This window comes from Aureimonas sp. Leaf324, from assembly GCF_001423245.1.
Lineage (GTDB): Bacteria > Pseudomonadota > Alphaproteobacteria > Rhizobiales > Rhizobiaceae > Aureimonas.
Genome location: NZ_LMOH01000005.1, coordinates 61549 through 82082 on the forward strand (window position 1 = coordinate 61549; position 20534 = coordinate 82082).

Below are 20534 nucleotides of genomic sequence, written 5' to 3' on the forward strand. Positions count from 1 at the left end.
GGCGCCAAGGGGGCGCCCGGCCGATGCTGAAGCCTTCCCTCAGCCGGCCTCGCTCAAACGCTCGGACTTGTCGAGATTGTCCTTGCCGATCACGATCGGCGTCAGGAGAACCTGGGATTGCGCCGGCTTCGTCTTGTTGCGGGCGAAATCCACCGCGATGCGAACCGCGGTGCGGGACTGCTCGCCCGGAAACTGCTCCACCGTGCCGGCCAGCTTACCGTCGCGCACCGCCGCCAGCGCTTCGGGCAGCGCGTCGAAGCCGTAGATCAGGACGTCGGTGTGGCCCGCCGCCTCGCAGGCTTCCATCGCGCCGAGCGCCATGTCGTCGTTGGCGCAGACGATGACGTCCGGCTTGCCGTGGGCGGTGAGGCCGGCTTCCGTCACCGACAGGGCCTCGGCCCTCGCGAAATTGGCGGTCTGCTCGAAGACGATCTGATACTTGTCCTTGCCGTCGAGAATGGCATGGACGCCCTTGTTGCGGTCGATCGCGGGGCCGGCGCCCGGCTGTCCCTGCAGGTGGAAGATCTTGGCGCCGTCGGGCTTGGCAGCGATGATGGCGTTGGCCTGCGCCTCGCCGCCCTTGGCGTTGTCGGCGCCGACATGGGCGAGGATGCCATCCACGCCGTCGACGCGCCGGTCGATCGTGACCACCGGGATGCCGGCCTGCACGGCCTGCTCGACGGCGGGCGCCAGCGAGTTGACGTCGAGCGGCGAGATGACGATGGCATCGACCTTCTGGACCACCGCGGCCTCGACGTCGCCCGTCTGCTTGGGCGCCGAGTTCTGGCCGTCGCTTTCGATCAGCGTGATGCCGCCGATCTCCTGCGCCTGCGCCTTGATCTGGTTCAGCATGTGGACGAAGAACGGAAAGCTGAGGCTCGGCACGGAGCCGAGAATGGTCAGGGGCGCGGCTTGCGCCCAGCTTCTTCCGGCCGAAAGGGCGACCACGCCCAGGGCAGCCGACGACAACAGGAACGAACGCCTGTTCATGATGTGAACCCTCCCGCTTGCGCCGCCGGCCTCCCGCTCTGCGTCGGGTCGGTCCGGGCACACGTCACGGTATCACGCACACTTGTCCGTGCAAGTGGGATTGATGGATCGTTAAAGGTCACCGTTGCGGCGCCTGATTGGCCTTGGCGACGGGCTCTCTGCCGGTCGAGCCGGATACGGACGGCGGCGAGCCCGGTGGCGGTGCGGACGTTGCCGCGCCGTCGATCGTTGCGCGGGGCGAGCCCTCGCATCGGCTTGAAGCGGTCGCAGGAGCACCCCGCGAGGTTGCGCTGACGATGGACCCAGCGGCTTGCGGCGAAGGCGCCCTTTGCGCGTCGAACGCGGCGAGATGTTGGCCCGGCCACCCCGCGCGGCCACGAAGGACCGGATACCGTCGGTCTCGTTGTCCTTGCCGCCATAGACGGCGTCGTCGTCCTTGCCGCCGTAGAGCGTGTCGTTGCCCTGGTTCCCGAAGAGGCTGTCCGCCCCCTGGGTGCCGATCAGGAGATCGGAACCCTCCCGGCCCAACAGCGTGTCGCTGCCGGCCCCCCTTGCAGCGTATCCGGACCGGCTCCGCCGACCAGCGTGTCGGGGCCGTCCGTGCCAAGCGTCGGCCCCGGCACCGGTGCCGGCGTTCCACCGCCGCTGCCAGAGGGCGGGGTCTCGGCGCCCGTGGTGTTGGTGACCGCCTGACCGAAGAAGAGGTCCGCATCGTTGCCGGCGGCGTCCGGGATGACGCCGGACGCATCGTCGCGGGCGGGGTTCGGGTCGAGGTCGCTGACCGTCACGCTCGCGCCGTTGGCGACGGGCGCGGCCTGCGTCAGCGTGACAATGATGCCGGACACCGCGTCGCTTGCGACCGTCGCCGCCGCTCCGCCAGCGTCCACGGCGAAGGCCGAGGCGAGCGGCTAGGTTGACCGTATCCAGCGCGTCGCCGTCGGTCAGCACCAGCGTCGCACCGTTCACGGCGGCGGTCACGAAGCGCGGCGTGCCGGTCTCGTCGGTCGCCATGCCGTTGAGATGGCAACGGTCCTCGGGCGCGAGCTTCGAGACGAAGGCGTACCGCGCTGCCGCTTCGAACCGTCGGGACCGATACCAGGGTTCACCCCCCCCTCACGCAGTCCGTCGTGGGCGCGAGGTTGCCGAGGCCATGTCGGACCGCCTGCGGAGAGCCACCCCGCGCCCTCGCCGTCCTATCCCGTCGCCAGCGTGACGCCCGTCTGCGTGACCACCTCATCGAACTGGTCGATCGACGCGAAATAGGCGGGCCGGACCTGACCGATCTTGGTCGCGTCCACCACCAGGGTGCGGCGCAGCGCCCGCTTCATCGCCGCCTGCTTGATGGGAACCTCGCTGAAGTTCGAACAGGTGACCCCATGCGTCGCATGAACGCCGCCGGCCGACAGGAACGCGTGGTTGATGCGCAGGTGCTCGATCGTCCGCAGCGCCTCTTCCCCCGAGAAGGTCTGGGCCGAGGTGTGGAACAGGCCGCCGAGAAGGATCATCCGGACATTGGGCCGCACGGCCAGCCGCTGGGCGGTATTGAGCGCGTAACACACGACGGTCAGCGGTGAGTCCGCCGGCAGATGGTCGGCAAGGTGCACCGTGGTCGTGCCGCAGTCCACGAAGATCGTGTCGCCCGCCTGAACGAGCGCCGCCGCCCGGCGGCTGGCGGCGTCCTTGGCCTCGGCATGCTCGTCGCTTTCCAGCTCCAGCCGATAGGGGCCGATCCGCTCGCCCTGCGCGGGCAGGATGTAGCCGCCGAGATAGTGGAACGTCTCGGGCGCGCGGGCCAGATCACGCCGGACCGTCATTTCCGACACGTCGAGGAGCGCGGCGGCCTGCCGCAGATGCAGCACGCCATCGGCACGCAGCCTCTCTTCCAGTCTTGCCAGACGCAGTTCCTGCTTTGACGCCATGCCCTTCCCGTTTTTGGGGGCCGAGGATCCGAACCTCGTGGGAACATGATCGACGCGCTTGACGCGTCAACTCACGCATGAAAGACATACCTCATAATTTTGTGACGATACTCACAAATTTTGGGAGGTTTCATGCAGAACGACGCGGCGGCGACCGGCGACCTGGCCGGGCTGATCGATCATACGGTGCTGAAGCCCGAGGCCTCGCGTGCCGAGGTTGCGCGCCACTGCGACGAAGCGGTGGCGAACGGGTTCGCGTCGGTCTGCGTCAACGGCGCCCACGTCGCCTTCGTCGCCGCGCGCCTGAAGGGCACGCCGGTGAAGACCTGTGCCGTGCTCGGCTTCCCGCTCGGCGCGAGCGGCGCCGGGGCGAAGGCGGCGGAGGCGCAATGGCTCGTCGCCCAGGGCGCCGACGAACTCGACATGGTGCTCGACATCGGCGCGCTGCGCGAGGGCGACCTCGACCGCGTGCGGGCCGACATGGCAGTCGTGCGCGAGGCGTCGGCGGGCCGCGTCCTGAAGGTGATCCTCGAGACCTGCCTTCTCGACGAGGCGCAGATCGTGGCGGCCTGCCGGATCGCGGCCGAGGTCGGCGCGGATTTCGTCAAGACCTCGACCGGTTTCTCGACCGGCGGCGCGAGCCCCGACGTCGTGGCGCTCATGCGGCAGACGGTCGGGCTGGGCATCGGCGTCAAGGCGTCCGGCGGCATCCGCACGGCCGAGGCGGCGCGCGCCATGGTCGCGGCGGGCGCGAACCGCATCGGCGCGAGCGCCAGCGTCGCCATCGTCGGCGCCGCAAAGGATACGGCCGCCGCTGGCGGCTACTGACCATCCGCGCGGGTCATCACCGCGCCACCACTGGAGGAGGAAACGATGAAGGCACTGATCGCATCCCTGGCCATGGGCCTGTCGCTGGCCGCCGTGCCCGCGCTGGCACAGGGCGTCGTCGACACGTCGAAGGCGCGCACCGACATCTCGGCCGAAAAGGCGGGCAAGGAATTCACCATCGCGACGGTCGTCAAGGTCGACGGCATCGCCTGGTTCGACCGGATGCGCGCCGGCGTCGAGCAGTTCGCCAAGGACACCGGTCACGACGCCTTCCAGGTGGGGCCGAGCCAGGCCGACGCCGCGGCGCAGGTCCAGATCGTCGAGAACCTGATCGCGCAGGGCGTCGACGCCATCTGCATCGTTCCCTTCTCAGTCGAGGCTGTCGAGCCCGTGCTCCAGAAGGCGAGAGAGCGGGGCATCATCGTGGTGGCCCACGAGGCCTCCAACATCAAGAACGCCGACTACGTGCTCGAGGCGTTCGACAACAAGGCCTACGGCGCCAAGCTGATGGAAGTGCTCGGCAAGAGCATGAACGGCGAGGGCCAGTACATCACCACGGTGGGCAGCCTCACCTCGCAGTCGCAGAACGAGTGGATCGACGGGGCGGTCGCCTACCAGAAGGAACACTTCCCGAAGATGTCCGAGGCCACCGGACGCCTCGAGACCTACGACGACGCCAACACCGACTACACCAAGCTCTCCCAGACCCTGACCACCTACCCCGACCTCAAGGGCATCCTGGGTGGTCCGATGCCGACGTCGGCGGGCGCCGGCCGCCTGATCGCCGAGCGCGGCTTGAAGGACAAGCTCTTCTTCGCAGGCACCGGCCTGCCCTCGGTCGCGGGCCAGTACCTCAAGGATGGCGACATCCAGTACATCCAGTTCTGGGACCCGGCCGTTGCCGGCTACGCCATGAACACGATCGCGGCCATGGCGCTTTCCGGCAAGAAGGACGAGATCAAGGCCGGCCTCAACCTCGGCCTGACGGGCTACGACAACCTGACGACGCCGGCCGGGGCCGCTGCGAACCTGCTCTACGGACAGGGCTGGGTCGGCGTGACGGCCGCCAACATGGCCGACTACAACTTCTGACCGATGCGGCACGGAGGGCGGCGCGCTGTGTCGCCCTCCGTGCCGGCCGTCGCCGTTTCTTCCCGGCGCCCTGCGGCGTCCGAGGCGTGCAGCACGCCCTCCCTCCCCGACCCGTCGACGGATCGCCCGGTTCTGACCGGCGGATCGCGGCCGACCGTTTCGAACGAAGAGCCATGGCCGAACCTTTGATCGACCTTCGATCCGTGACCAAGCGCTTTCCCGGCATGAAGGCGCTCGACGCGATCGACTTCCGGATCCAGCCGGCCGAGATCGTCTGCCTCGCGGGCGAAAACGGCTCCGGCAAGTCGACGCTGATCAAGATCATCTCGGGTGTCTACCAGCCGGACGAAGGCGAGATCCGCATCGACGCCGTGCCGGTTCGCACCCTGACGCCGCGCGAGGCCATCGCCCGCGGCGTGCAGGTCATCTACCAGGACTTCTCGCTCTTCCCGAACCTCACGGTGGCCGAGAACCTGTCGCTGAACAAGTTTCTGAGCGAAAGGCGCGCGCTCGCCGATCGGAGCGAGATGCGGCGCCTTGGAGCCGAAGCGCTCGCCCGGCTGGGCGTCGAGATCGATCTGGAAGCCGAGGTCGGCAGTCTTTCGACCGCCGACCGCCAGCTCGTCGCCATCGCTCGTGCCCTCATGTCCGACGTCCGTCTGCTCATCATGGACGAGCCGACGACGGCCCTGACCGGCCGCGAGGTCGATCGCCTGTTTCAGCTGGTCCGCGACATCCAGTCCCGCGGCATCGCGATCCTCTTCGTCAGCCACAAGATGAGCGAGATGCTCAGCATCTCCGAGCGGATCGTGGTCTTCCGCAACGGGCGCAAGGTGGCGGAGGGACCGACGGCCGAGTTCGACGAGCCGCGCATTACCCGCGAGATGACCGGCCAGGACATCGGCGTCCAGCGCTATGCCTGGACGGGCGATCGGGCGCTTTCGCCGCGGCTGGAGACCCGGTCCTTGAGCGTCGGGTCGCTGGTCGAGAATGTCAACCTGTCCCTGCGCGCCGGCGAGATCGTCGGCCTGTCGGGCCTTCTGGGCTCCGGCCGCACCGAACTGGCGCTCGCGCTCTTCGGCATGAAGCCCAATCACGGCGGCTCCATCCTGATCGACGGGACGGAGCGCCGCCTTGCGAGCGTCCAGGACGCCATTGCCGCCGGTGTCGCCTACGTGCCGGAGGACCGGCTGTCCGAAGGGCTCTTCATGAGCCAGTCCATCGCCCGCAACATCGTCTCCAGCGTCATCGACCGGGCGACACGCTCGTTCTTCGTCGACCGGCGGCGCGTGGCGGGAATGGCGGGCGACACGGTCGCGGCCATGCGCATCGCCACGCCCGACATCGAAAAGCCCGTCGGCCAGCTCTCGGGCGGCAACCAGCAGCGCGTCGTGATCGGTCGCTGGCTTCTGACCGACCCGAAGGTGCTGATCCTCAACGGCCCGACGGTCGGCGTCGACGTGGGCTCCAAGGCCGAGATCCACCGCCGCCTGCGCGAACTCGCCGTGACGACGGGGCTCGCCATCCTGATGATCTCGGACGACGTGCCCGAGCTCGTCGGAAACTGCAATCGCATCCTGATGATGCATCGCGGCCGGATCGTCGAGGATCTCGACGCTGCCGCGATCGAGGAGGATGAGATCCACGCGCGCCTAAAGGGCCTCCGCTGATGACGTCGCTGACCCCCCTCCTCAAGCGATCCGAGACGGCGGTCGCGGCCATCCTCATCGCCGCGATGGTGCTGATCGGCCTGGTCAACCCGGCCTTCTGGCAGCTCGACAACCTGTTCAATCTCCTGCGCGCCAACGTCGTCATCGGCATCATGGCGCTCAGCGTGCTCATGGTGATGATCTCGGGCGGCATCGACGTGTCGTTCCCCGCCTTCGCCGCGGCCGGCATGTATCTCACCGTGATCGCGATGAACCATCTCGGCTATCAGGGCGTGGTGCTGCCGTTCGTCGGCGCGACCCTGATCGGCCTCGTCTGCGGCCTCGTGAACGCCGCCTTCATCCACACGTTCCGCATGATCCCGCTGATCGTGACGCTCGGCACCGCGTCCGTGGTGCGCGGGCTGCTTCTCGGGCTCGTGGGCACCTCGATCATCAACATCGACCGGATGCCCCAGTCGCTGATCGCCTTCGGCCGGACCACGGTCGGGATCGGCGGAAGCCAGCTGACGGCCATGATCTTCGTCTATCTCGGCCTCGCCGTGGTGGTCTGGCTGTTCCTGACCCGCACGATGCTCGGGCGCGGCCTCTTCGCCTATGGCGGCGACCCGGAATCGGCCAAGCGCGTCGGCTTCGACAACCGCCGCATCGTCTACGTCGTCTACGGTCTTGCCGGGGCTCTCGCCGGCTTTGCCGGCCTCCTTCATGCGTCGATGATCTGGCTCGCCAATCCGCGCGACTTCGTCGGCTTCGAGCTCGACGTCATCGCGGCGGTCGTTCTCGGCGGCGCGTCCATCTTCGGCGGGCGCGGTTCGGTGCTCGGCACCCTGTTGGGCGTCTTCATGCTGGTGCTGATCAAGAACAGCCTGATCATCCTGCGCGTCGACAACACATGGCAGGGCGTCGTGGTGGGCGCCGTGATCGTGGCGGCGACCGCCTTGACGGCCTGGCGCGACCGCAAGAAGCTCAACTGAGGGGCGATCCGATGAACCAGTCCTTCGATTTCCGCCGCCTCGTCTCGCGCGACAACAACATCCTGCAGCTCCTCGTCGTCACCGCGCTGATCTTCGCGCTGATGTCGTTCCTGGAGCCGAACAAGTTCCTGCGCTACTACAACTTCGAATCGATCAGCTTCGTCTTCCCCGAACTCGGCATCCTCGCCATCGCCATGATGCTGGCGATGCTGACGGGTGGCATCGACCTGTCGGTGATCGGCATCGCCAATCTCTCGGGGATCCTGGCGGGGGTGTATTTCTCGCGATACATGCCGGCGGAAGCGGGTGCGAGCGGCCTCTCGGAGATCCTGCGCGTCGGGACGGGCGTCGTCCTCGCGCTCGTGGTCGGGCTCGTGGCGGGCTTCCTCAACGGCCTTCTGATCGCCAAGGCCCGCATCACGCCCATCCTGGCGACGCTCGGCACCGGGCAGATCTTCACCGGGTTCTGCGTGGTGCTGACGGGCGGTCCCGCCATCACCGGTTTTCCCGCCTACTGGGGGCTCATCGGCAACGGCAAGATCCTCGGCCTCGCCGCGCCCCTCGTCCTGTTCCTGCTGGTGGCCGTCACGATCGCCCTCGTCCTGACGCGCACGCCCTTCGGCCTCAACCTCATGCTGATCGGCACCAACCCGCGCGCGGCCGTCTTCGCCGGCCTCAAGCGCGACCGGATGATCCTCTATTCCTACATGACGACGGGCGTTCTCGCCTCGATCGCCGGGATCATGCTGTCGGGGCGCACCAACGCGGCGAAATCCGACTACGGCACATCCTACCTTCTGCAGGCGGTCCTGATCGCGGTGCTCGGCGGCACCAACCCGGCCGGGGGGCGCGGCACGGTGGCGGGCGTCTCCATCGCGGTCATCGCGCTGATGCTGCTCGCCTCCGGCTTCCAGATGATGCGCTTCTCCAACCATCTCATCGATTTCATCTGGGGCGCGTTCCTGCTCCTCGTGATCGCGATGAACGCCTATCGGAACCGCACGCGATGACCCTCTTCCATCTTCGCCCCGAGGCCTTCGGCGAGCTCGAGCGCCCCTGCGTCGAGCACGGCGAGCTGACCGCCAGCCTTTTCCGATACCCGACCGGCATCGAGGCGATCCGCCTGTCGAATGCGCGGGGCGACCTCGTCGTCCTCCCCTATCTCGGGCAGATGATCTGGTCGGCTCGCTTCGACGGCGTGGATCTCGCAATGTCGAGCATGTTCGCCGCCCCGCGCCGGGCCAGGACCATCGTCGAGACCTATGGCTGCTTCGCCTTCCACTCGGGCCTCCTGCGCAACGGGGTGCCGGGTCCGGACGACGACCATGCGCCGCATGGCGAGATGCCCTGCGCGCCGATGGATGCGGCGGGGATCGAGGCCGGCGAGGACGCGGAAGGGGCGTTCCTGCGCGTCACCGGCGCCTACGAGTATCTCATGGGCTTCGGGTCGCACTACGTCGCCCGGCCGAGCGTGACGCTGCGCGCGGGCCAGGCCCTCTTCGACATGGCCATGCATGTCGAGAACCTGTCGGCGTCGCCGATGGACCTCATGTACATGTGCCACGCCAACTTCGCCTACGCGCAAGGAGCGGAGATCCTCCAGGAGGCCCCCTTCGACCGGGAGGCGACGCGTGTGCGCAGCGCCGTGCCCCGCCACGTGCGGCCGAATGCCGACTATCTCGCGTTCATCGACGAGCTGGCGGCCGATCCTTCGCGCTCGCGGGTCCTCGATGCCGGCGACCGCTACGATCCCGAGCAGGTCTTCTACATCGAGAACCTTGCGACGGATGCGCAAGGCCGGACACGCGCCATGCTCCTCAGGCAGGACGGCGATGCCTTCTTCATGCGCTACAAGCCCTCCGAGCTGCCGAAGACGGTGCGCTGGATCCTGAAGGGCGGCGACCAGTCGGTGGCGGGCTTCGCCCTTCCCTCGACCTGCGAGCCCGAGGGCTACATCGCCGAGCAGGCCAAGGGCAACGTCCGCCGGCTGGCCGGTGGCGAGGCCGCATCCTTCACCGTGCGGCTCGGCCATCTCGACGCCGTCGAGGCGTCGGCCGAACTCGTCCATTTCGCACCCTGGCGCTGAGGAGACCCCGATGTCACACAAGATCGCCGTCGTCGGCTCCAACATGATGGACCTCGTGACCTACGTCACGCGGATGCCGGCCCCCGGCGAGACGCTGGAGGCGCCGAGCTTCGAGATGGGACACGGCGGCAAGGGGGCGAACCAGGCCGTGGCAGCGGCCCGGCTTGGATCGCAGGTCGTCATGGTGACGAAGGTCGGCGACGACGCCTTCGCCGATGCCACGATCCGCAACTTCGAGGCGAACGGCATCGACACCGCTCATGTGACGCGCGTTCCGGGCGTGTCGTCGGGCGTCGCGCCGATCTTCGTCGAGCCGTCCGGCGAGAACTCCATCCTGATCGTACAGGGGGCCAACGCACACCTGTCGCCGGGCGACGTGGATGCCGCCGCCGAGGCCCTGAAGGGCTGCGACCTGATCCTGATGCAGATGGAGGTTGCGCCCGAGACCGTCTACCACACGGTCGCGTGGGGACAGGCGAACGGCGTGAAGACGCTTCTCAATCCCGCACCCGCGGCCGCCGATCTCGACGTGTCGAAGATCGCCGCCGTCAGCTTCCTCGCCCCCAACGAGACGGAGCTTGCGATCCTCTCCGGCATGCCGGTGACGGACGAGACGCAGGCCGAGGCCGCCGCCAGAAGCCTGATCGCCAAGGGGGTCGGAACCGTGATCGTGACGATGGGGTCGCGCGGGGCCCTTCTCGTCGAGGCCGCGCAAACTCGTCGCATCGAGCCGGTGAGCGTGACGCCAGTGGACACGACGGGCGCCGGCGACGCCTTCATCGGCGCCTTCGCCCACTTCCACGCTTCCGGCGAGCCGGTGTTCGACGCGCTGCGGAAAGCCGCAGCCTATGCCGCCGATTCCGTCACCCGGCGCGGCACGCAGAAATCCTACGCCCGGGCCGCCGATTTCGCGGCCTTGCAGGAGGCCTGAGGGAAGCCGGGAGCCTCGGTTAGTCTCGCCGGGCGACAACCCGGTCGCCTCGGCTGGAGATCGCCGGCTCGGAGCCAGAACGGGAGGTTGGCTGCCGGCCTGATGGCGGAGAGGCCGGTGGCCGGCACCGATCTCATGCCGTGTCGCCTCGTCGCCGGCCCTTCAGGCGCCCGAACGGGATCGCGATGCGATCGCGTCGGATGGCGCGGCGCTTGTCGCGGCGCACGGGCGGCCTAACGGGGCCCGTATCCCGGAGTGCGGGGCCCGATCCCTTTCGTCACCGCCGCATCGCAGAACCAGTCGACGTCGTGGCTGCGATCGCCCGCGCCGAGGACCGATCGCGGATTGCACTCGAGCGGCACGGCTGGACGTTCGGAACGGGGCTCGCCGAGATCGTCGCTTGCACGACACCGCGATGTCCGCTTCCGCGGGCGACAGGGCGGCGGTTCGCGACCCCGCGAATGACCCGACGCCGGGCGGATGTCCTCCCGCCCGCCAGAACCGCTGAGGCCGCCGAACCTTGGCAGCGTATACGCCTCAAGCGATCGGCAGGCTGACGCGCTGTCCGCTCCGGGCCGCCCGCTTGATGGCGGTGACGACCTCGAGCGTGCGCAGCCCTTCGCGACCGTCGACCAGCGGCCGTTCCAGCCCCCGGATCACCGCGGCGAAATGGCGGATCTGCAGGGCCAGCGGGTCCTGTGTCGCGACACCGGTCCGGGTTCGATGGAGAGGCTCCCACCAGCCGGGCTTCTGGTCGTTGAACCAGACTTCGAGCTTGGGGAGCGACAGGGAGCCCGCGGTGCCGGCGAGGAGATAACAGGCCTCGTCGGCAACGGGATAGGCGGGGTTCTCGCCGGTGGTCATCTCCCAGCTCCAGGGCGCCACCACCGTATCGCAGACCGACACGGTCGCGAGCGCCCCGCAGGCGAACTCCAGGATGATCGCGGACGTTTCCTCGACCGCGTTCGCGCGCACCGCGTTGGACTCGACGGCCTGCACCGCGACGACCTCGCCGAGGAGGTATCGCAGGTTGTCGACGTCGTGGATGAGGTTGAGGAAGACCGGCCCCGCCCCTTCCTCCCGCCGCCAGGACAGGTCGAAATAGTCGTCGGGCTTGTAGAGCCAGAACAGGGCATTGACCGCCACGATCCGGCCGAGGCGGCCGGAGGCGACGATCTCGCGCGCCGCCCGCATGATCGGGTTATGGCGGCGGTGATGACCGACGAGGAGCGGAACGCCGGCCTGTTCCGCCGCGGCGACGAGCCGCTCGCCCGCCGCGAGATCGTCGGCGATCGGCTTTTCCACCAGGACGGGAATGCCGGCCGCCACCGCTTCGAGGCCGTTCTCGACATGGACCTGGTTCGGCGTCGCGACGATCACGCCGTCGGCACGCTCCGTCGCCAGCATGTCGCGGAAGCTCGCATGCCACGGCACGCCGTTCTCCGCCGCCACCACGCGCCCGGCCTCCGTCGGGTCCACGACGGCCACGAGCTCGGTGCCGGGCTCGGCGCGGACATGCTGGATGTGGCGGCGGCCGATCAGCCCTGCCCCCATGACGGCAAGACGCACCGGCCGGGCCTGCGACCCGGTCATGCTGGGGGAGCGGCCGCGTGGAGCACCGCGATGCGGCGGATCGCCAGTTGATAGCCCTGCGTTCCCAGCCCCGCGATCACGCCGTCCGCCCGCAAGGACACGTAGGAATGGTGGCGGAAGGCCTCGCGCTTGTGCACGTTCGAGATGTGGACCTCGATCACCGGCGGCTCGAACGTGTTGAGCGCGTCGAGGATCGCGACCGAGGTATGCGTGAAGGCGGCCGGGTTGATGACGATGCCGGCCGCGGCTTCCCGCGCCTCGTGGATCCAGTCGATGATCTCGTATTCGCGGTTGGACTGGTGGAAGCGGATCTCGTGTCCGAGCTCGGCCGCCAGCGCGCGGCAGTCGCGCTCGATGTCGGCGAGCGTCTCGGTGCCGTAGATGTGGGGCTGCCGCTTGCCCAGAAGATTGAGATTGGGTCCGTTGAGGACGAAGATCAGGCTCATCGCGCGACTTTCCGGGATGTCTCGATGGGGCGGGATGCGGCGGGCCCTCAGGCGGCGCGGCACAGGTCCGCGAAATGGCGGGTCATGCGGGCGGCATCGGGCGTCCGGCCGCAGAAGAGCTCGAAGGCGGCCGCCGCCTGATGCACGGTCATGCCGCCGCCGGGCAGCGTCCGGCATCCCCGTCGCTCGGCCAGCGCCAGGAGCTCGGTGACGAGCGGCATGTAGACGATGTCGGCGACCCAGTGCCTGCCGTCCAGCCACTCCGGCTCGATCGGCAGGCCGGGATGGGCGGGCATGCCCGTCGGGGTGGCATGGATCAGGCCGTCCGCCGTGGCGAGCACCGCGCCGACGTCGCGGATCGCCTCGGCACGCCCGGCACCGAACCGCCCGTTCAGGGCCTCGGCGAGGGTGCGAGCGCGCGTTTCGTCCTGATCGAAAACGAAGAGCCGGCCGATCCCGAGCTTCAGCGCCGCATGGGCGACGGCGACGCCCGCACCGCCCGCCCCCAGAAGAACCGCCGATCCGAGCGCGACATCGGGAAGCCCCGCGCGAAAACTCTGGAAGAAGCCGAACCAGTCGGTGTTGTGGCCGGTGCGGGTCCCGTCGCGGAACACCACGGTGTTGACCGCGCCGAGCATCGCCGCGTCGTCGGACAGGCTCGTCAGGTGCGGCAGCACGGCCTGCTTGTAGGGATGGGTGATGTTGACGCCGGCAAAGCCCTGCCCTTCGGCATGCGCGAGAAGGTCGGGAAGGCTCATCGCGTCGTGGGGCGCGCGCCGCGTGTCGAAGAGGGTGTAGCGATAGTCCAGCCCGAGCGCGCGCCCTTCGGTCTCGTGAAGAGCCGGCGACTTCGAGAGCTGGATGTCGGAGCCGATGAGGCCGACCCGGACGGTCTCGTGGGTGTCACCCTCGGTGATCATGCTGGCGTCCTCGTGGCTTGGAAGGGTGTCGCCGGGCGAAAAGCGCCCGGGGCTTTCAGGGAAGCGAACGGGCGGGCGTCGCCGACGCCCGCCCTCGCTCGATCGCCGGTTACTGCACCGTGAACGGGATGTTCGGAATCGAAGCCGGGAACTCCGGAACCGGAACCTTCATCCACTTGGCGTAGACCGCGGCGTGCTCGCCGTTGGCCTTGATCTTGTCGATGAAGGCGTTGATCGCCTCGTTCCAGTCCTTCTCGCCCTGGCGGGTGCCCGCGCCGTTGTAGACGGTCAGGAAGTCGATCTTGCGCTCGTACTTGCCGGGGGCGGCGGCGTCGAGACGCTGCAGATAGAACTGGTTGCCGCCGACCGCATCGACCTGCCCCGACAGGAGCGCCTGGATCGAGGCCGCGTCGTCGTCGAAGCGCCGGATGGTCGCGACCGTGCCCATCATGTCGGTGGCGGCCTTGTCCTGCGCGCTGGAGCGCGGCACGCCGATGGAGATGCCCGTCGCGTCCTCGGCCTTGGCGATGGTCTTGTCCTTCGGGCCGTAGAGCGAGATGACGTTGCCGGCATAGGGCTTGGAATACTGGATCGCCTTCGCCCGCTCCTCGGTCATCGCCATCGTGGCGAAGAGGACGTCGACCTTGCCGGTCGTCAGCGCCGGGATGCGGTTGGAGACGGCGAGCGGGGTGAACTCCACCTCGACGCCGAGCTCCTTGGCGAAGAGCCGGGCGATGTCGGCGTCGAAGCCGTCCTGCTGGCCGCTGGAGTTGACGAAGCCCCAAGGCTGGTTGTCGCCCTGGATGCCGACGATGATGCGCCCGCGCGCCTTGGCCTCTTCCAGCGACGCCGCATGGGCATCGACGGCACCGAACACGGCGGCCAGGGCCAGCGTCGCCACGGCGGCCCGGCGCGCGAGCGCGCGTCCGCCTGCAAGAATTCCGATCATTGTGTATCCTCCCTTGTGTTGTCGATGGGGTCGCCGCGCAGCGGCGGCGATGACGTTCCGCAAGCCCCGCCCTCCCGGCCGGCTTGCGCGCGATGTGCGATGTCTAGGGTTCGCGATTCCCGTCCACCACCCGTCTGGCGCAGCGTGCCAGATTCGCGAGATGATCGGCAACGTCCCGACCATCGGCAATCGGAACCTCGACGGAGATCGCGGCGTCCGCAGGCGCGGCGGCGACGAGATCGGCGAGCGGCAGTTCGCCCTCGCCCGGCGCGAAGCGCCCGCCGCGCGCCTCGGCGACCATGGCGTCGGCCTGCGTCGGCGCCGCCCCTTGCACGTCGCAGAGCTGCAGCGCGGCGATGCGGCCCACGGGCGCCCTCGCCACGTCCTCCGCCCGGCCCCCGTTGCGGAAGAGATGCAGAGCATCGACGAGAACGCCGGCATTCGCGCGGCCCGACGCCTCGACGACGCGCAGGGCGGCGTCGAACGTCGCGACGGACCGCCAGCCCATGTTCTCCAGATCGACGCTCATGCCGACCCCAGCGCACAGATCGCACAACGCCCCGAACGTCTGGATGAGACGACCCTCCTCCGGGTCGTCGCCGCACACGCTGAGGCGCCGGGCGCCCAGCGCCGCCGCGCCTTCGAGCATCGCGGTCAGGGTGTCCGGCCGAAAGTCGGGCGAGAGGACCACGAACTCGATGTCGTGCAGCGCGACGCCGTGGTCGTCGAGGGCGGCGCGCACGTCGCGCGCGGCCGGGCTTCCCGTGGGGAGTTCGTAGAACGGCGCGCCGGGAAAGGCCGGATGGAGGCGCAGGCCCACCCGCTGAAAACCGGCGGCGGCGGCGGCCCGGACGAAATCGACCGGGGCCAGGGAGATCGCCGAGAAATGCGCGACGCCGAGCGGGACAGCCGGACCGGTCATGCGATCCCCTTTTCCGCCAGATGGCGCACGAGATTGGCGCCCGTGCGCCGGATATGGTCGCCGAGCTTGGCGCAGGCGTAGTCGACATCCCGCGCGACCGCTCCCTGTCCGATCTCGCTGTGCTCGGCCGCCACGTTCCGGTCGCCCGAAGTGCGCGTCAGGAAGGCCCGGCGGTAGCGGTCGTTGAGATTCAAGAGAATGCCGCAGAAGTTGAGAAGGAGCGGCATCCGGCACCCCGAGATGAGGGTGAGATGGAAGTCGCGATGGGCGGCCTCCCAGTTCTCGAGCGTTTCGGGTCGCGCGGGATCGCGCTCGGCCCGGTTGAGGCGATGCAGCGAGCGCATGACGTTGCCCTCCCATTCCACGTCGCCGACCCGCATCGCCTCGCGCAGCGCGAAGGTCTCCATCTCGACGCGAAGGCTGGTGATCTCCTCGAGATTGGCGAGCGACAGCGCGGTCACCCGGTAGCCGCGATTGTCCTCGAACTCGACGAGGCCGTCGGCGATAAGACGCGCCAGTGCCTCGCGCAACGGGCTGAGGCTGACGTTGAAGTTCTGGCGCGCGCGGTCGAGGTTGATCTTGGCGCCCGCCTCGAGCTGGCCGGAGACGATGGCCTCGCGCAGCCGGTGCACGAGCTGGCTGGCGATCGTGTTCTTGCCGTCGTCCTCGAGCGGGCGAACGGCCGCCTGGGTCCGCCCGTCCCCGGCGGCCTGGCCCACGCCGTCTTCCCGATCGATCGACAAAGTCGCCAACATCCCGTCCTGGGCCTAAACGCTATCGACGATGGCTACGAAAAACGATTATTCTTGTCAACGGCATGACGGCAGGAACCTTGGTCGAGCGGTCGGTCGTGCGTAAGAGGAAACCGAACGCAATCCGAACCCTTGCATTGCAGGTCGAGTTCCCAACGCCTCGTCGTCCATCATCATCTTCCAGTGTATCGTCGCTAACCTGTGGGGCTTGACGAATAATCGATGATCCTTCAGTCCTGCAGGCAAGGGATGGAGGCCCGGTCATGCTCATTCGCACCGAAGAGGACGTCACGCCCGCGGTTCTTCGCGTCATGGCGCGCACGCAGGACCCGCGGCTGCGGGAGATCCTGACGTCCCTCGTCGCCCATCTCCACGCGTTCGTTCGCGACGTCCGCCTGACGGAGCCCGAGTTCCGCGAGGCGACCGCCATCCTCAACGAGATCGGCGCGCTCGCCAGCGACACGCACAACGAGTTCGTCCTCATGTCGGGTTCGCTCGGCGTCTCGACGCTGGTCTGCCTCCTCAACAACGGGGACGGCGGCCAGACCGAGACCTCGCAGTCCTTGCTCGGCCCCTTCTGGCGGCTCAACTCGCCGCGCGTGCCGAACGGCGGCTCGATCATCCGCTCGGACACGCCGGGCACGCCGCTCTTCGTCACCGCCCGCGTCGAGGACGCCGAGGGCCGCCCGATCGCCGGCGCCGAGGTCGACGTCTGGCACGCCTCGCCGGTCGGCCTCTACGAGAACCAGGATCCCGAGCAGGCCGAAATGAACCTGCGCGGCAAGTTCACCACCGACCGGGACGGCGGCTTCTCGTTCTGGTCGGTGCGCATGGTCGGCTATCCCATCCCGACCGACGGCGTGGTGGGACGGCTTCTCAAGGCGCAGGACCGCCACCCCTATCGCCCCGCGCATCTCCACGCGCTGATCTTCAAGCCGGGCTACAAGACGCTGATCAGCCAGGTCTTCGACCCGTCCTGCCCGTGGATCGACAGCGACGTGCAGTTCGGCGTCACCAGGGCGCTGACCGGCGACTTCGTGGAGCACGCCGAGCCCCATCCCGACCGCCCCGATCTCGCAGGCCCCTGGGTGCAGCTCGACTACACCTACGTCATGGAACCCGGCGAGGCCGTGCTGCCGCGCCCGCCCATCAGTTGAGGACCAGACGATGCTGACCGACGACCAACGCCGCGAGGCCGCCGCCTCCATCCTGCGCGCCGAGGAGACCCGCATCCCCGTGGTGCAGCTGAGCCGCACCTATCCAGAGATGGAGATCGAGGACGCCTACCGCATCCAGGACCTGTGGGCCGACGAGCGCATCGCACGCGGCGCGCGGCTGGCCGGCCACAAGATCGGCCTGACCTCGCGCGCCATGCAGATGGCCTCGAAGATGACCGAGCCCGACTACGGCCGCATCCTCGACGACGCGCTCTTCAACGACGGCGCGCAGATCCCAGCGACCCGCTTCATCAAGCCGCGTCTCGAGGTCGAACTCGCCTTCGTCATGGGCGAGGACCTCGAGGGGCCGGGCACGCGCATCCACGACGTGATGCGGGCGACCGAATATGTCGTGCCGGCGCTCGAGATCATCGACTATCGCACCGAGGTGCCGCGCGCGATCACCGACACGATCGCCGACAACGCCGCCTTCGGGGCGATCGTCGTCGGCGGCCGGGTGTTCCGCCCCTTCGACGTCGACGTGCGCTGGATCGGCGCGACCTTGTCGAAGAACGGCATCATCGAGGAATCGGGCGTCTCGGCCGCGATCATGGGCCATCCGGCGGCCGGCATCGCCTGGCTCGTCAACAAGCTGGCCGCGGTCGGCGCGGGCCTGAAGAAGGGCCAGATCGTGCTCGGCGGATCGTTCACGCGGCCGGTGGACATCGCGCCCGGCGACGTGATCCACGCCGACTACGGCCCGTGCGGCGCGATCGGCGTGTCTTTCACATGACCCCGTTCACGCTGCCCCGCAACGCCTTCAAGGCCGGGCTCGCGGAGGGCCGGTCGCAGATCGGCCTCTGGTCGGCGATCCCCGACGCCTTCGTGACGGAGGCGCTCGCCGGCGCCGGCTTCGACTGGATCCTCCTCGACACCGAGCATTCGCCGGGCGACGTCCTCACCGTCCTGCCGCAGCTTCAGGCGCTTGGCGCCTACGACGTGTCGCCCGTCGTGCGACCTGCGGTGAACGATCCCGTTCTCATCAAGCGCTTTCTCGACATCGGGGCGCAGACGCTGCTGATTCCCTACGTGCAGTCGGCCGACGAGGCCCGCGCGGCGGTGGCGGCGATGCGCTATCCGCCGCGCGGCATCCGCGGCGTCTCCGCCCTCACGCGCGCCACCCGCTTCGGACGGGTGCCCGACTATGCGCGAGACGCCGAGCGCGAGCTCTGCCTCCTCGTGCAGGTCGAGACGCGCGAGGCGCTGGATCGGCTCGAGGAGATCGCCGCCGTCGAGGGCGTCGACGGCGTCTTCATCGGGCCCGCGGATCTCGCCGCCAGCCTCGGCCATGTCGGCCAGGCCGGACACGCGGACGTCGTCGCGGCCGTGGAGGACGCGATCGCCCGCATCCGCGCCGTCGGCAAGCCGGCCGGCATCCTGACGCCCGACAAGACCTTCGCCAAGCGCTGCATCGCGCTCGGCACGAGCTTCACGGCGGTCGGCGTCGATATCGGCCTCCTCGCCCGGCAGACGGAGGCCCTCGCCCGCGAGTTCGCGGCGTGAGCGAGCCGGGCCTGTCCGAAGCGGCGCGGCGCGAACTCATGGGCGAGGGCCGGCTGCGGCTCGCCGTGAACGTCGCCAATGCCGAGATGGCGTCGGAGCGCAGTCCCGGCGCCTTCGAGGGCAAGGCGATCGATCTCGCCCGCCGGCTCGAGGCCGACTGGCGCATCGCGGTCGAGATCGTGCCCTTCGCGTCGGGCGGTGCGATCCTCAATGATATGGCGGCCTGGGACGCCGCGATCCTCGCCGTCGAGCCCTCGCGTCTCGACCGGATTCATTTCCTGCCGGCCTTCGCCACCGTGGATGCGACGCTGGCGACGCTCGGCCCCGCGTCGATCGCGCGCTGCGGGGATGCAGACGCCGAAGGCGTTCGGATCGCGGTGGTCAGGGGCGCGGCCTACACGGCGCATCTCGAACAGGCGTTCACGCATGGCGAACTCGTCGCCTTCGACAGCCCGAAGGCGGCGCGCGCGGCCATGCTCGGCCGCGACTGCCATTTCGTGGCGGGCATCCGCTCGACGCTGCAGGCTTTCGCGCGCGACAACCCGAAGGTACGCCTGATGGACGACGACGTCCTGCGCATTCCCCAGGCGCTGGCCCTCCCGCTCGGCAGGCCGCACGCTGAGGCCGCGCTGGAGGCGTGGTTCGCGGGCGCCGGCAGATCGGCCGTCGTCCGGTGACTGCGCACCCCTCACGAGGCGGCCACGCCCGAAGCCGCGACCAGTTCGGCCCGGAAGCGCTCGATCGCATCCTCGGCAAAGCTCGACAGGACCCGCCCGCGCTTCATCAGGACATAGGGCACGATGGTGCTCGGCTCGACGAGCGGGCGCTGCACGAGGCCGGGCATGTAGACCTCGGCCACGGAGAACTCGTCGATGAGAGCGACCCCGAGACCGTGGCGCACCAGCGACACGACGGTCTGGGCGAAGCGGCCGCGCATCGAGAATTGCGGGGTCAAACCGGCGTCGACGAAGGGGCGCGACAGCACCGCGCCGTAGGGATCCTGCGGATCGACGCCGATCACCGCCTCGCGGGCGAGTTCGTGGATCGAGATGGCCTCCCGGCCGGCCAGGGGGTGCCCCTCCGGCACGATCACCACGAGGCGCCCTTTTGCCAATGGGCGCGAGACGAGAGCGGGATTGGTGCTCGGCGAACTCATGACGACGAATTCGCCGCGCTCCAGCAAGAGGTAGTCGGCCGTCTCCTCGATCTTCAGGACGTTGAGGTCGATGCCGAGATGCGGAAAACTCTGGCGCAGCGAGCGGATCACGCGCGCGGCGATGAACTGCGCGATCGACGGGGCCGAGGCGAAGCTGAGGACCGAGCCGTCGCCCCGGCGCAGCATCGCCACGGCCTCGTTGAGGTTGCCGACCTCTCGGTGGACCTGCTCCACCACGGCGAAGATCATCCGCGCCTCGGAGGCCGGCAGGAACACGCCGCCCTTGCGCTCGAACAGCCGGATGCCGACCGTGTCCTCCGTGTACTTCAGGAGCCGGCTGACGCCGGGCGCCGAGACGCCCATGAGCTTGGCGGCGCCCTGGATCGTTCCCGCGACCATGACGGCGCGGATCACCTCGATCTGGCGCAGCGTGAGGGGCTTGGTCACGCACGTTCTCCCGTCCCGAACGGCGGGCAGATTAACATCATGTTCCGCCACTCGCGAAATCGGTATTTGACGGCTCGACCGCCGCTTGCGATGGCTAAAGAAAAGGCCGTCCGGGAGAGGTCGGGAAACGGCTGGATGGGAG

At 68.9% G+C, this 20534-nt stretch carries 21 protein-coding genes; 11 read left to right on the top strand and 10 right to left on the bottom strand.

The features are described 5' to 3' along the window. Nucleotides 1–39: 39 nt before the first annotated feature. The 3 genes from ASF65_RS05345 to ASF65_RS05355 form a co-directional block, all read right to left on the bottom strand. On the bottom strand, nt 40–990 hold the full coding sequence (locus tag ASF65_RS05345; RefSeq protein WP_055886257.1) for a substrate-binding domain-containing protein: 951 nt from the start codon (nt 988–990) through the stop codon (nt 40–42). A gap of 500 nt (nt 991–1490) precedes the next feature. Next, nucleotides 1491–1835, bottom strand: coding sequence for a hypothetical protein (locus ASF65_RS22325; RefSeq protein ID WP_156369178.1), 345 nt, complete (start codon nt 1833–1835; stop codon nt 1491–1493). Nucleotides 1836–2183: 348 nt separating this feature from the next. Next, complete coding sequence (locus ASF65_RS05355; protein WP_055886264.1) at nt 2184–2909, bottom strand: DeoR/GlpR family DNA-binding transcription regulator; 726 nt, start codon at nt 2907–2909, stop codon at nt 2184–2186. Between the two features lie 132 nt (nt 2910–3041). Between ASF65_RS05355 and deoC the strand changes: the two genes are divergently transcribed. From deoC to rbsK, 7 genes are all read left to right on the top strand, one after another. Then, on the top strand, nt 3042–3737 hold the full coding sequence (gene deoC, locus ASF65_RS05360) for a deoxyribose-phosphate aldolase (RefSeq protein WP_055886266.1): 696 nt from the start codon (nt 3042–3044) through the stop codon (nt 3735–3737). A 45-nt stretch (nt 3738–3782) separates the two neighbouring features. After that, nucleotides 3783–4829 carry an autoinducer 2 ABC transporter substrate-binding protein gene (locus ASF65_RS05365; protein ID WP_055886269.1) on the top strand — a complete coding sequence of 349 codons (1047 nt, stop codon included), beginning with the start codon at nt 3783–3785 and terminating at the stop codon, nt 4827–4829. A gap of 173 nt (nt 4830–5002) precedes the next feature. After that, entirely contained in the window at nt 5003–6499 is a 1497-nt protein-coding gene (locus ASF65_RS05370; RefSeq protein WP_055886272.1) for a sugar ABC transporter ATP-binding protein, read from the top strand. Further along, complete coding sequence (locus ASF65_RS05375) at nt 6499–7470, top strand: ABC transporter permease (RefSeq protein ID WP_055886275.1); 972 nt, start codon at nt 6499–6501, stop codon at nt 7468–7470. Before ASF65_RS05370 ends, ASF65_RS05375 begins: the two co-directional genes overlap by 1 nt. Before the next feature lie 11 nt (nt 7471–7481). Next, the gene (locus ASF65_RS05380; RefSeq protein WP_055886278.1) at nt 7482–8480 is read left to right on the top strand and encodes an ABC transporter permease; all 999 of its coding nucleotides are present in this window, start codon (nt 7482–7484) and stop codon (nt 8478–8480) included. Further along, nucleotides 8477–9556 (top strand): aldose 1-epimerase family protein, encoded by a 1080-nt coding sequence (locus tag ASF65_RS05385; RefSeq protein WP_055886282.1) that lies wholly within the window; start codon nt 8477–8479, stop codon nt 9554–9556. The genes ASF65_RS05380 and ASF65_RS05385 overlap by 4 nt, the downstream gene beginning before the upstream one ends. A gap of 10 nt (nt 9557–9566) precedes the next feature. After that, complete coding sequence (gene rbsK, locus ASF65_RS05390; protein WP_055886285.1) at nt 9567–10487, top strand: ribokinase; 921 nt, start codon at nt 9567–9569, stop codon at nt 10485–10487. Nucleotides 10488–11024: 537 nt separating this feature from the next. Here rbsK and ASF65_RS05395 read toward each other — a convergent pair. The 6 genes from ASF65_RS05395 to ASF65_RS05420 all read right to left on the bottom strand — a co-directional run bounded on the left by ASF65_RS05395 (nt 11025) and on the right by ASF65_RS05420 (nt 16069). Then, nucleotides 11025–12080 carry a Gfo/Idh/MocA family oxidoreductase gene (locus ASF65_RS05395; protein WP_055886288.1) on the bottom strand — a complete coding sequence of 352 codons (1056 nt, stop codon included), beginning with the start codon at nt 12078–12080 and terminating at the stop codon, nt 11025–11027. Continuing rightward, nucleotides 12077–12526: a type II 3-dehydroquinate dehydratase gene (aroQ, locus tag ASF65_RS05400; protein ID WP_055886290.1), complete on the bottom strand. Its 450-nt coding sequence runs from the start codon at nt 12524–12526 to the stop codon at nt 12077–12079. Before aroQ ends, ASF65_RS05395 begins: the two co-directional genes overlap by 4 nt. A gap of 47 nt (nt 12527–12573) precedes the next feature. Continuing rightward, the gene (locus ASF65_RS05405; protein ID WP_055886293.1) at nt 12574–13446 is read right to left on the bottom strand and encodes a shikimate dehydrogenase; all 873 of its coding nucleotides are present in this window, start codon (nt 13444–13446) and stop codon (nt 12574–12576) included. Nucleotides 13447–13555: 109 nt separating this feature from the next. Continuing rightward, nucleotides 13556–14395, bottom strand: a complete 840-nt coding sequence (locus ASF65_RS05410; RefSeq protein WP_055886296.1) for a transporter substrate-binding domain-containing protein — start codon at nt 14393–14395, stop codon at nt 13556–13558. Between the two features lie 103 nt (nt 14396–14498). Then, nucleotides 14499–15317, bottom strand: coding sequence for a TIM barrel protein (locus ASF65_RS05415; RefSeq protein WP_055886297.1), 819 nt, complete (start codon nt 15315–15317; stop codon nt 14499–14501). After that, complete coding sequence (locus ASF65_RS05420) at nt 15314–16069, bottom strand: GntR family transcriptional regulator (protein ID WP_156369180.1); 756 nt, start codon at nt 16067–16069, stop codon at nt 15314–15316. The genes ASF65_RS05415 and ASF65_RS05420 overlap by 4 nt, the downstream gene beginning before the upstream one ends. A 263-nt stretch (nt 16070–16332) precedes the next feature. Between ASF65_RS05420 and ASF65_RS05425 the strand changes: the two genes are divergently transcribed. From ASF65_RS05425 to ASF65_RS05440, 4 genes are read left to right on the top strand one after another with little or no spacing between them, the layout of a single operon-like run. Beyond that, nucleotides 16333–17226: a dioxygenase gene (locus ASF65_RS05425; RefSeq protein WP_055886299.1), complete on the top strand. Its 894-nt coding sequence runs from the start codon at nt 16333–16335 to the stop codon at nt 17224–17226. Between the two features lie 10 nt (nt 17227–17236). Then, nucleotides 17237–18019 carry a 2-oxo-hept-4-ene-1,7-dioate hydratase gene (hpaH, locus tag ASF65_RS05430; RefSeq protein WP_055886302.1) on the top strand — a complete coding sequence of 261 codons (783 nt, stop codon included), beginning with the start codon at nt 17237–17239 and terminating at the stop codon, nt 18017–18019. After that, nucleotides 18016–18789 carry a 4-hydroxy-2-oxoheptanedioate aldolase gene (hpaI, locus tag ASF65_RS05435; RefSeq protein ID WP_055886304.1) on the top strand — a complete coding sequence of 258 codons (774 nt, stop codon included), beginning with the start codon at nt 18016–18018 and terminating at the stop codon, nt 18787–18789. Before hpaH ends, hpaI begins: the two co-directional genes overlap by 4 nt. After that, nucleotides 18786–19466: a transporter substrate-binding domain-containing protein gene (locus ASF65_RS05440; protein WP_055886307.1), complete on the top strand. Its 681-nt coding sequence runs from the start codon at nt 18786–18788 to the stop codon at nt 19464–19466. Before hpaI ends, ASF65_RS05440 begins: the two co-directional genes overlap by 4 nt. Before the next feature lie 11 nt (nt 19467–19477). Here the strand turns inward: ASF65_RS05440 and ASF65_RS05445 are convergent, their stop codons facing one another. Beyond that, nucleotides 19478–20392: a LysR family transcriptional regulator gene (locus ASF65_RS05445; RefSeq protein ID WP_082505196.1), complete on the bottom strand. Its 915-nt coding sequence runs from the start codon at nt 20390–20392 to the stop codon at nt 19478–19480. Nucleotides 20393–20534 lie beyond the last annotated feature (142 nt).

Excerpts from the sequence above, each read along its gene's own strand:
- ASF65_RS05345 (WP_055886257.1), bottom strand. The coding sequence starts at position 990 with ATGAACAGGCGTTCGTTCCTGTTGTCGTCGGCTGCCCTGGGCGTGGTC.
- ASF65_RS05355 (WP_055886264.1), bottom strand. The coding sequence starts at position 2,909 with ATGGCGTCAAAGCAGGAACTGCGTCTGGCAAGACTGGAAGAGAGGCTG.
- deoC (WP_055886266.1), top strand. The coding sequence starts at position 3,042 with ATGCAGAACGACGCGGCGGCGACCGGCGACCTGGCCGGGCTGATCGAT.
- ASF65_RS05365 (WP_055886269.1), top strand. The coding sequence starts at position 3,783 with ATGAAGGCACTGATCGCATCCCTGGCCATGGGCCTGTCGCTGGCCGCC.
- ASF65_RS05370 (WP_055886272.1), top strand. The coding sequence starts at position 5,003 with ATGGCCGAACCTTTGATCGACCTTCGATCCGTGACCAAGCGCTTTCCC.
- ASF65_RS05375 (WP_055886275.1), top strand. The coding sequence starts at position 6,499 with ATGACGTCGCTGACCCCCCTCCTCAAGCGATCCGAGACGGCGGTCGCG.
- ASF65_RS05380 (WP_055886278.1), top strand. The coding sequence starts at position 7,482 with ATGAACCAGTCCTTCGATTTCCGCCGCCTCGTCTCGCGCGACAACAAC.
- ASF65_RS05385 (WP_055886282.1), top strand. The coding sequence starts at position 8,477 with ATGACCCTCTTCCATCTTCGCCCCGAGGCCTTCGGCGAGCTCGAGCGC.
- rbsK (WP_055886285.1), top strand. The coding sequence starts at position 9,567 with ATGTCACACAAGATCGCCGTCGTCGGCTCCAACATGATGGACCTCGTG.
- ASF65_RS05395 (WP_055886288.1), bottom strand. The coding sequence starts at position 12,080 with ATGACCGGGTCGCAGGCCCGGCCGGTGCGTCTTGCCGTCATGGGGGCA.
- aroQ (WP_055886290.1), bottom strand. The coding sequence starts at position 12,526 with ATGAGCCTGATCTTCGTCCTCAACGGACCCAATCTCAATCTTCTGGGC.
- ASF65_RS05405 (WP_055886293.1), bottom strand. The coding sequence starts at position 13,446 with ATGATCACCGAGGGTGACACCCACGAGACCGTCCGGGTCGGCCTCATC.
- ASF65_RS05410 (WP_055886296.1), bottom strand. The coding sequence starts at position 14,395 with ATGATCGGAATTCTTGCAGGCGGACGCGCGCTCGCGCGCCGGGCCGCC.
- ASF65_RS05415 (WP_055886297.1), bottom strand. The coding sequence starts at position 15,317 with ATGACCGGTCCGGCTGTCCCGCTCGGCGTCGCGCATTTCTCGGCGATC.
- ASF65_RS05425 (WP_055886299.1), top strand. The coding sequence starts at position 16,333 with ATGCTCATTCGCACCGAAGAGGACGTCACGCCCGCGGTTCTTCGCGTC.
- hpaH (WP_055886302.1), top strand. The coding sequence starts at position 17,237 with ATGCTGACCGACGACCAACGCCGCGAGGCCGCCGCCTCCATCCTGCGC.
- hpaI (WP_055886304.1), top strand. The coding sequence starts at position 18,016 with ATGACCCCGTTCACGCTGCCCCGCAACGCCTTCAAGGCCGGGCTCGCG.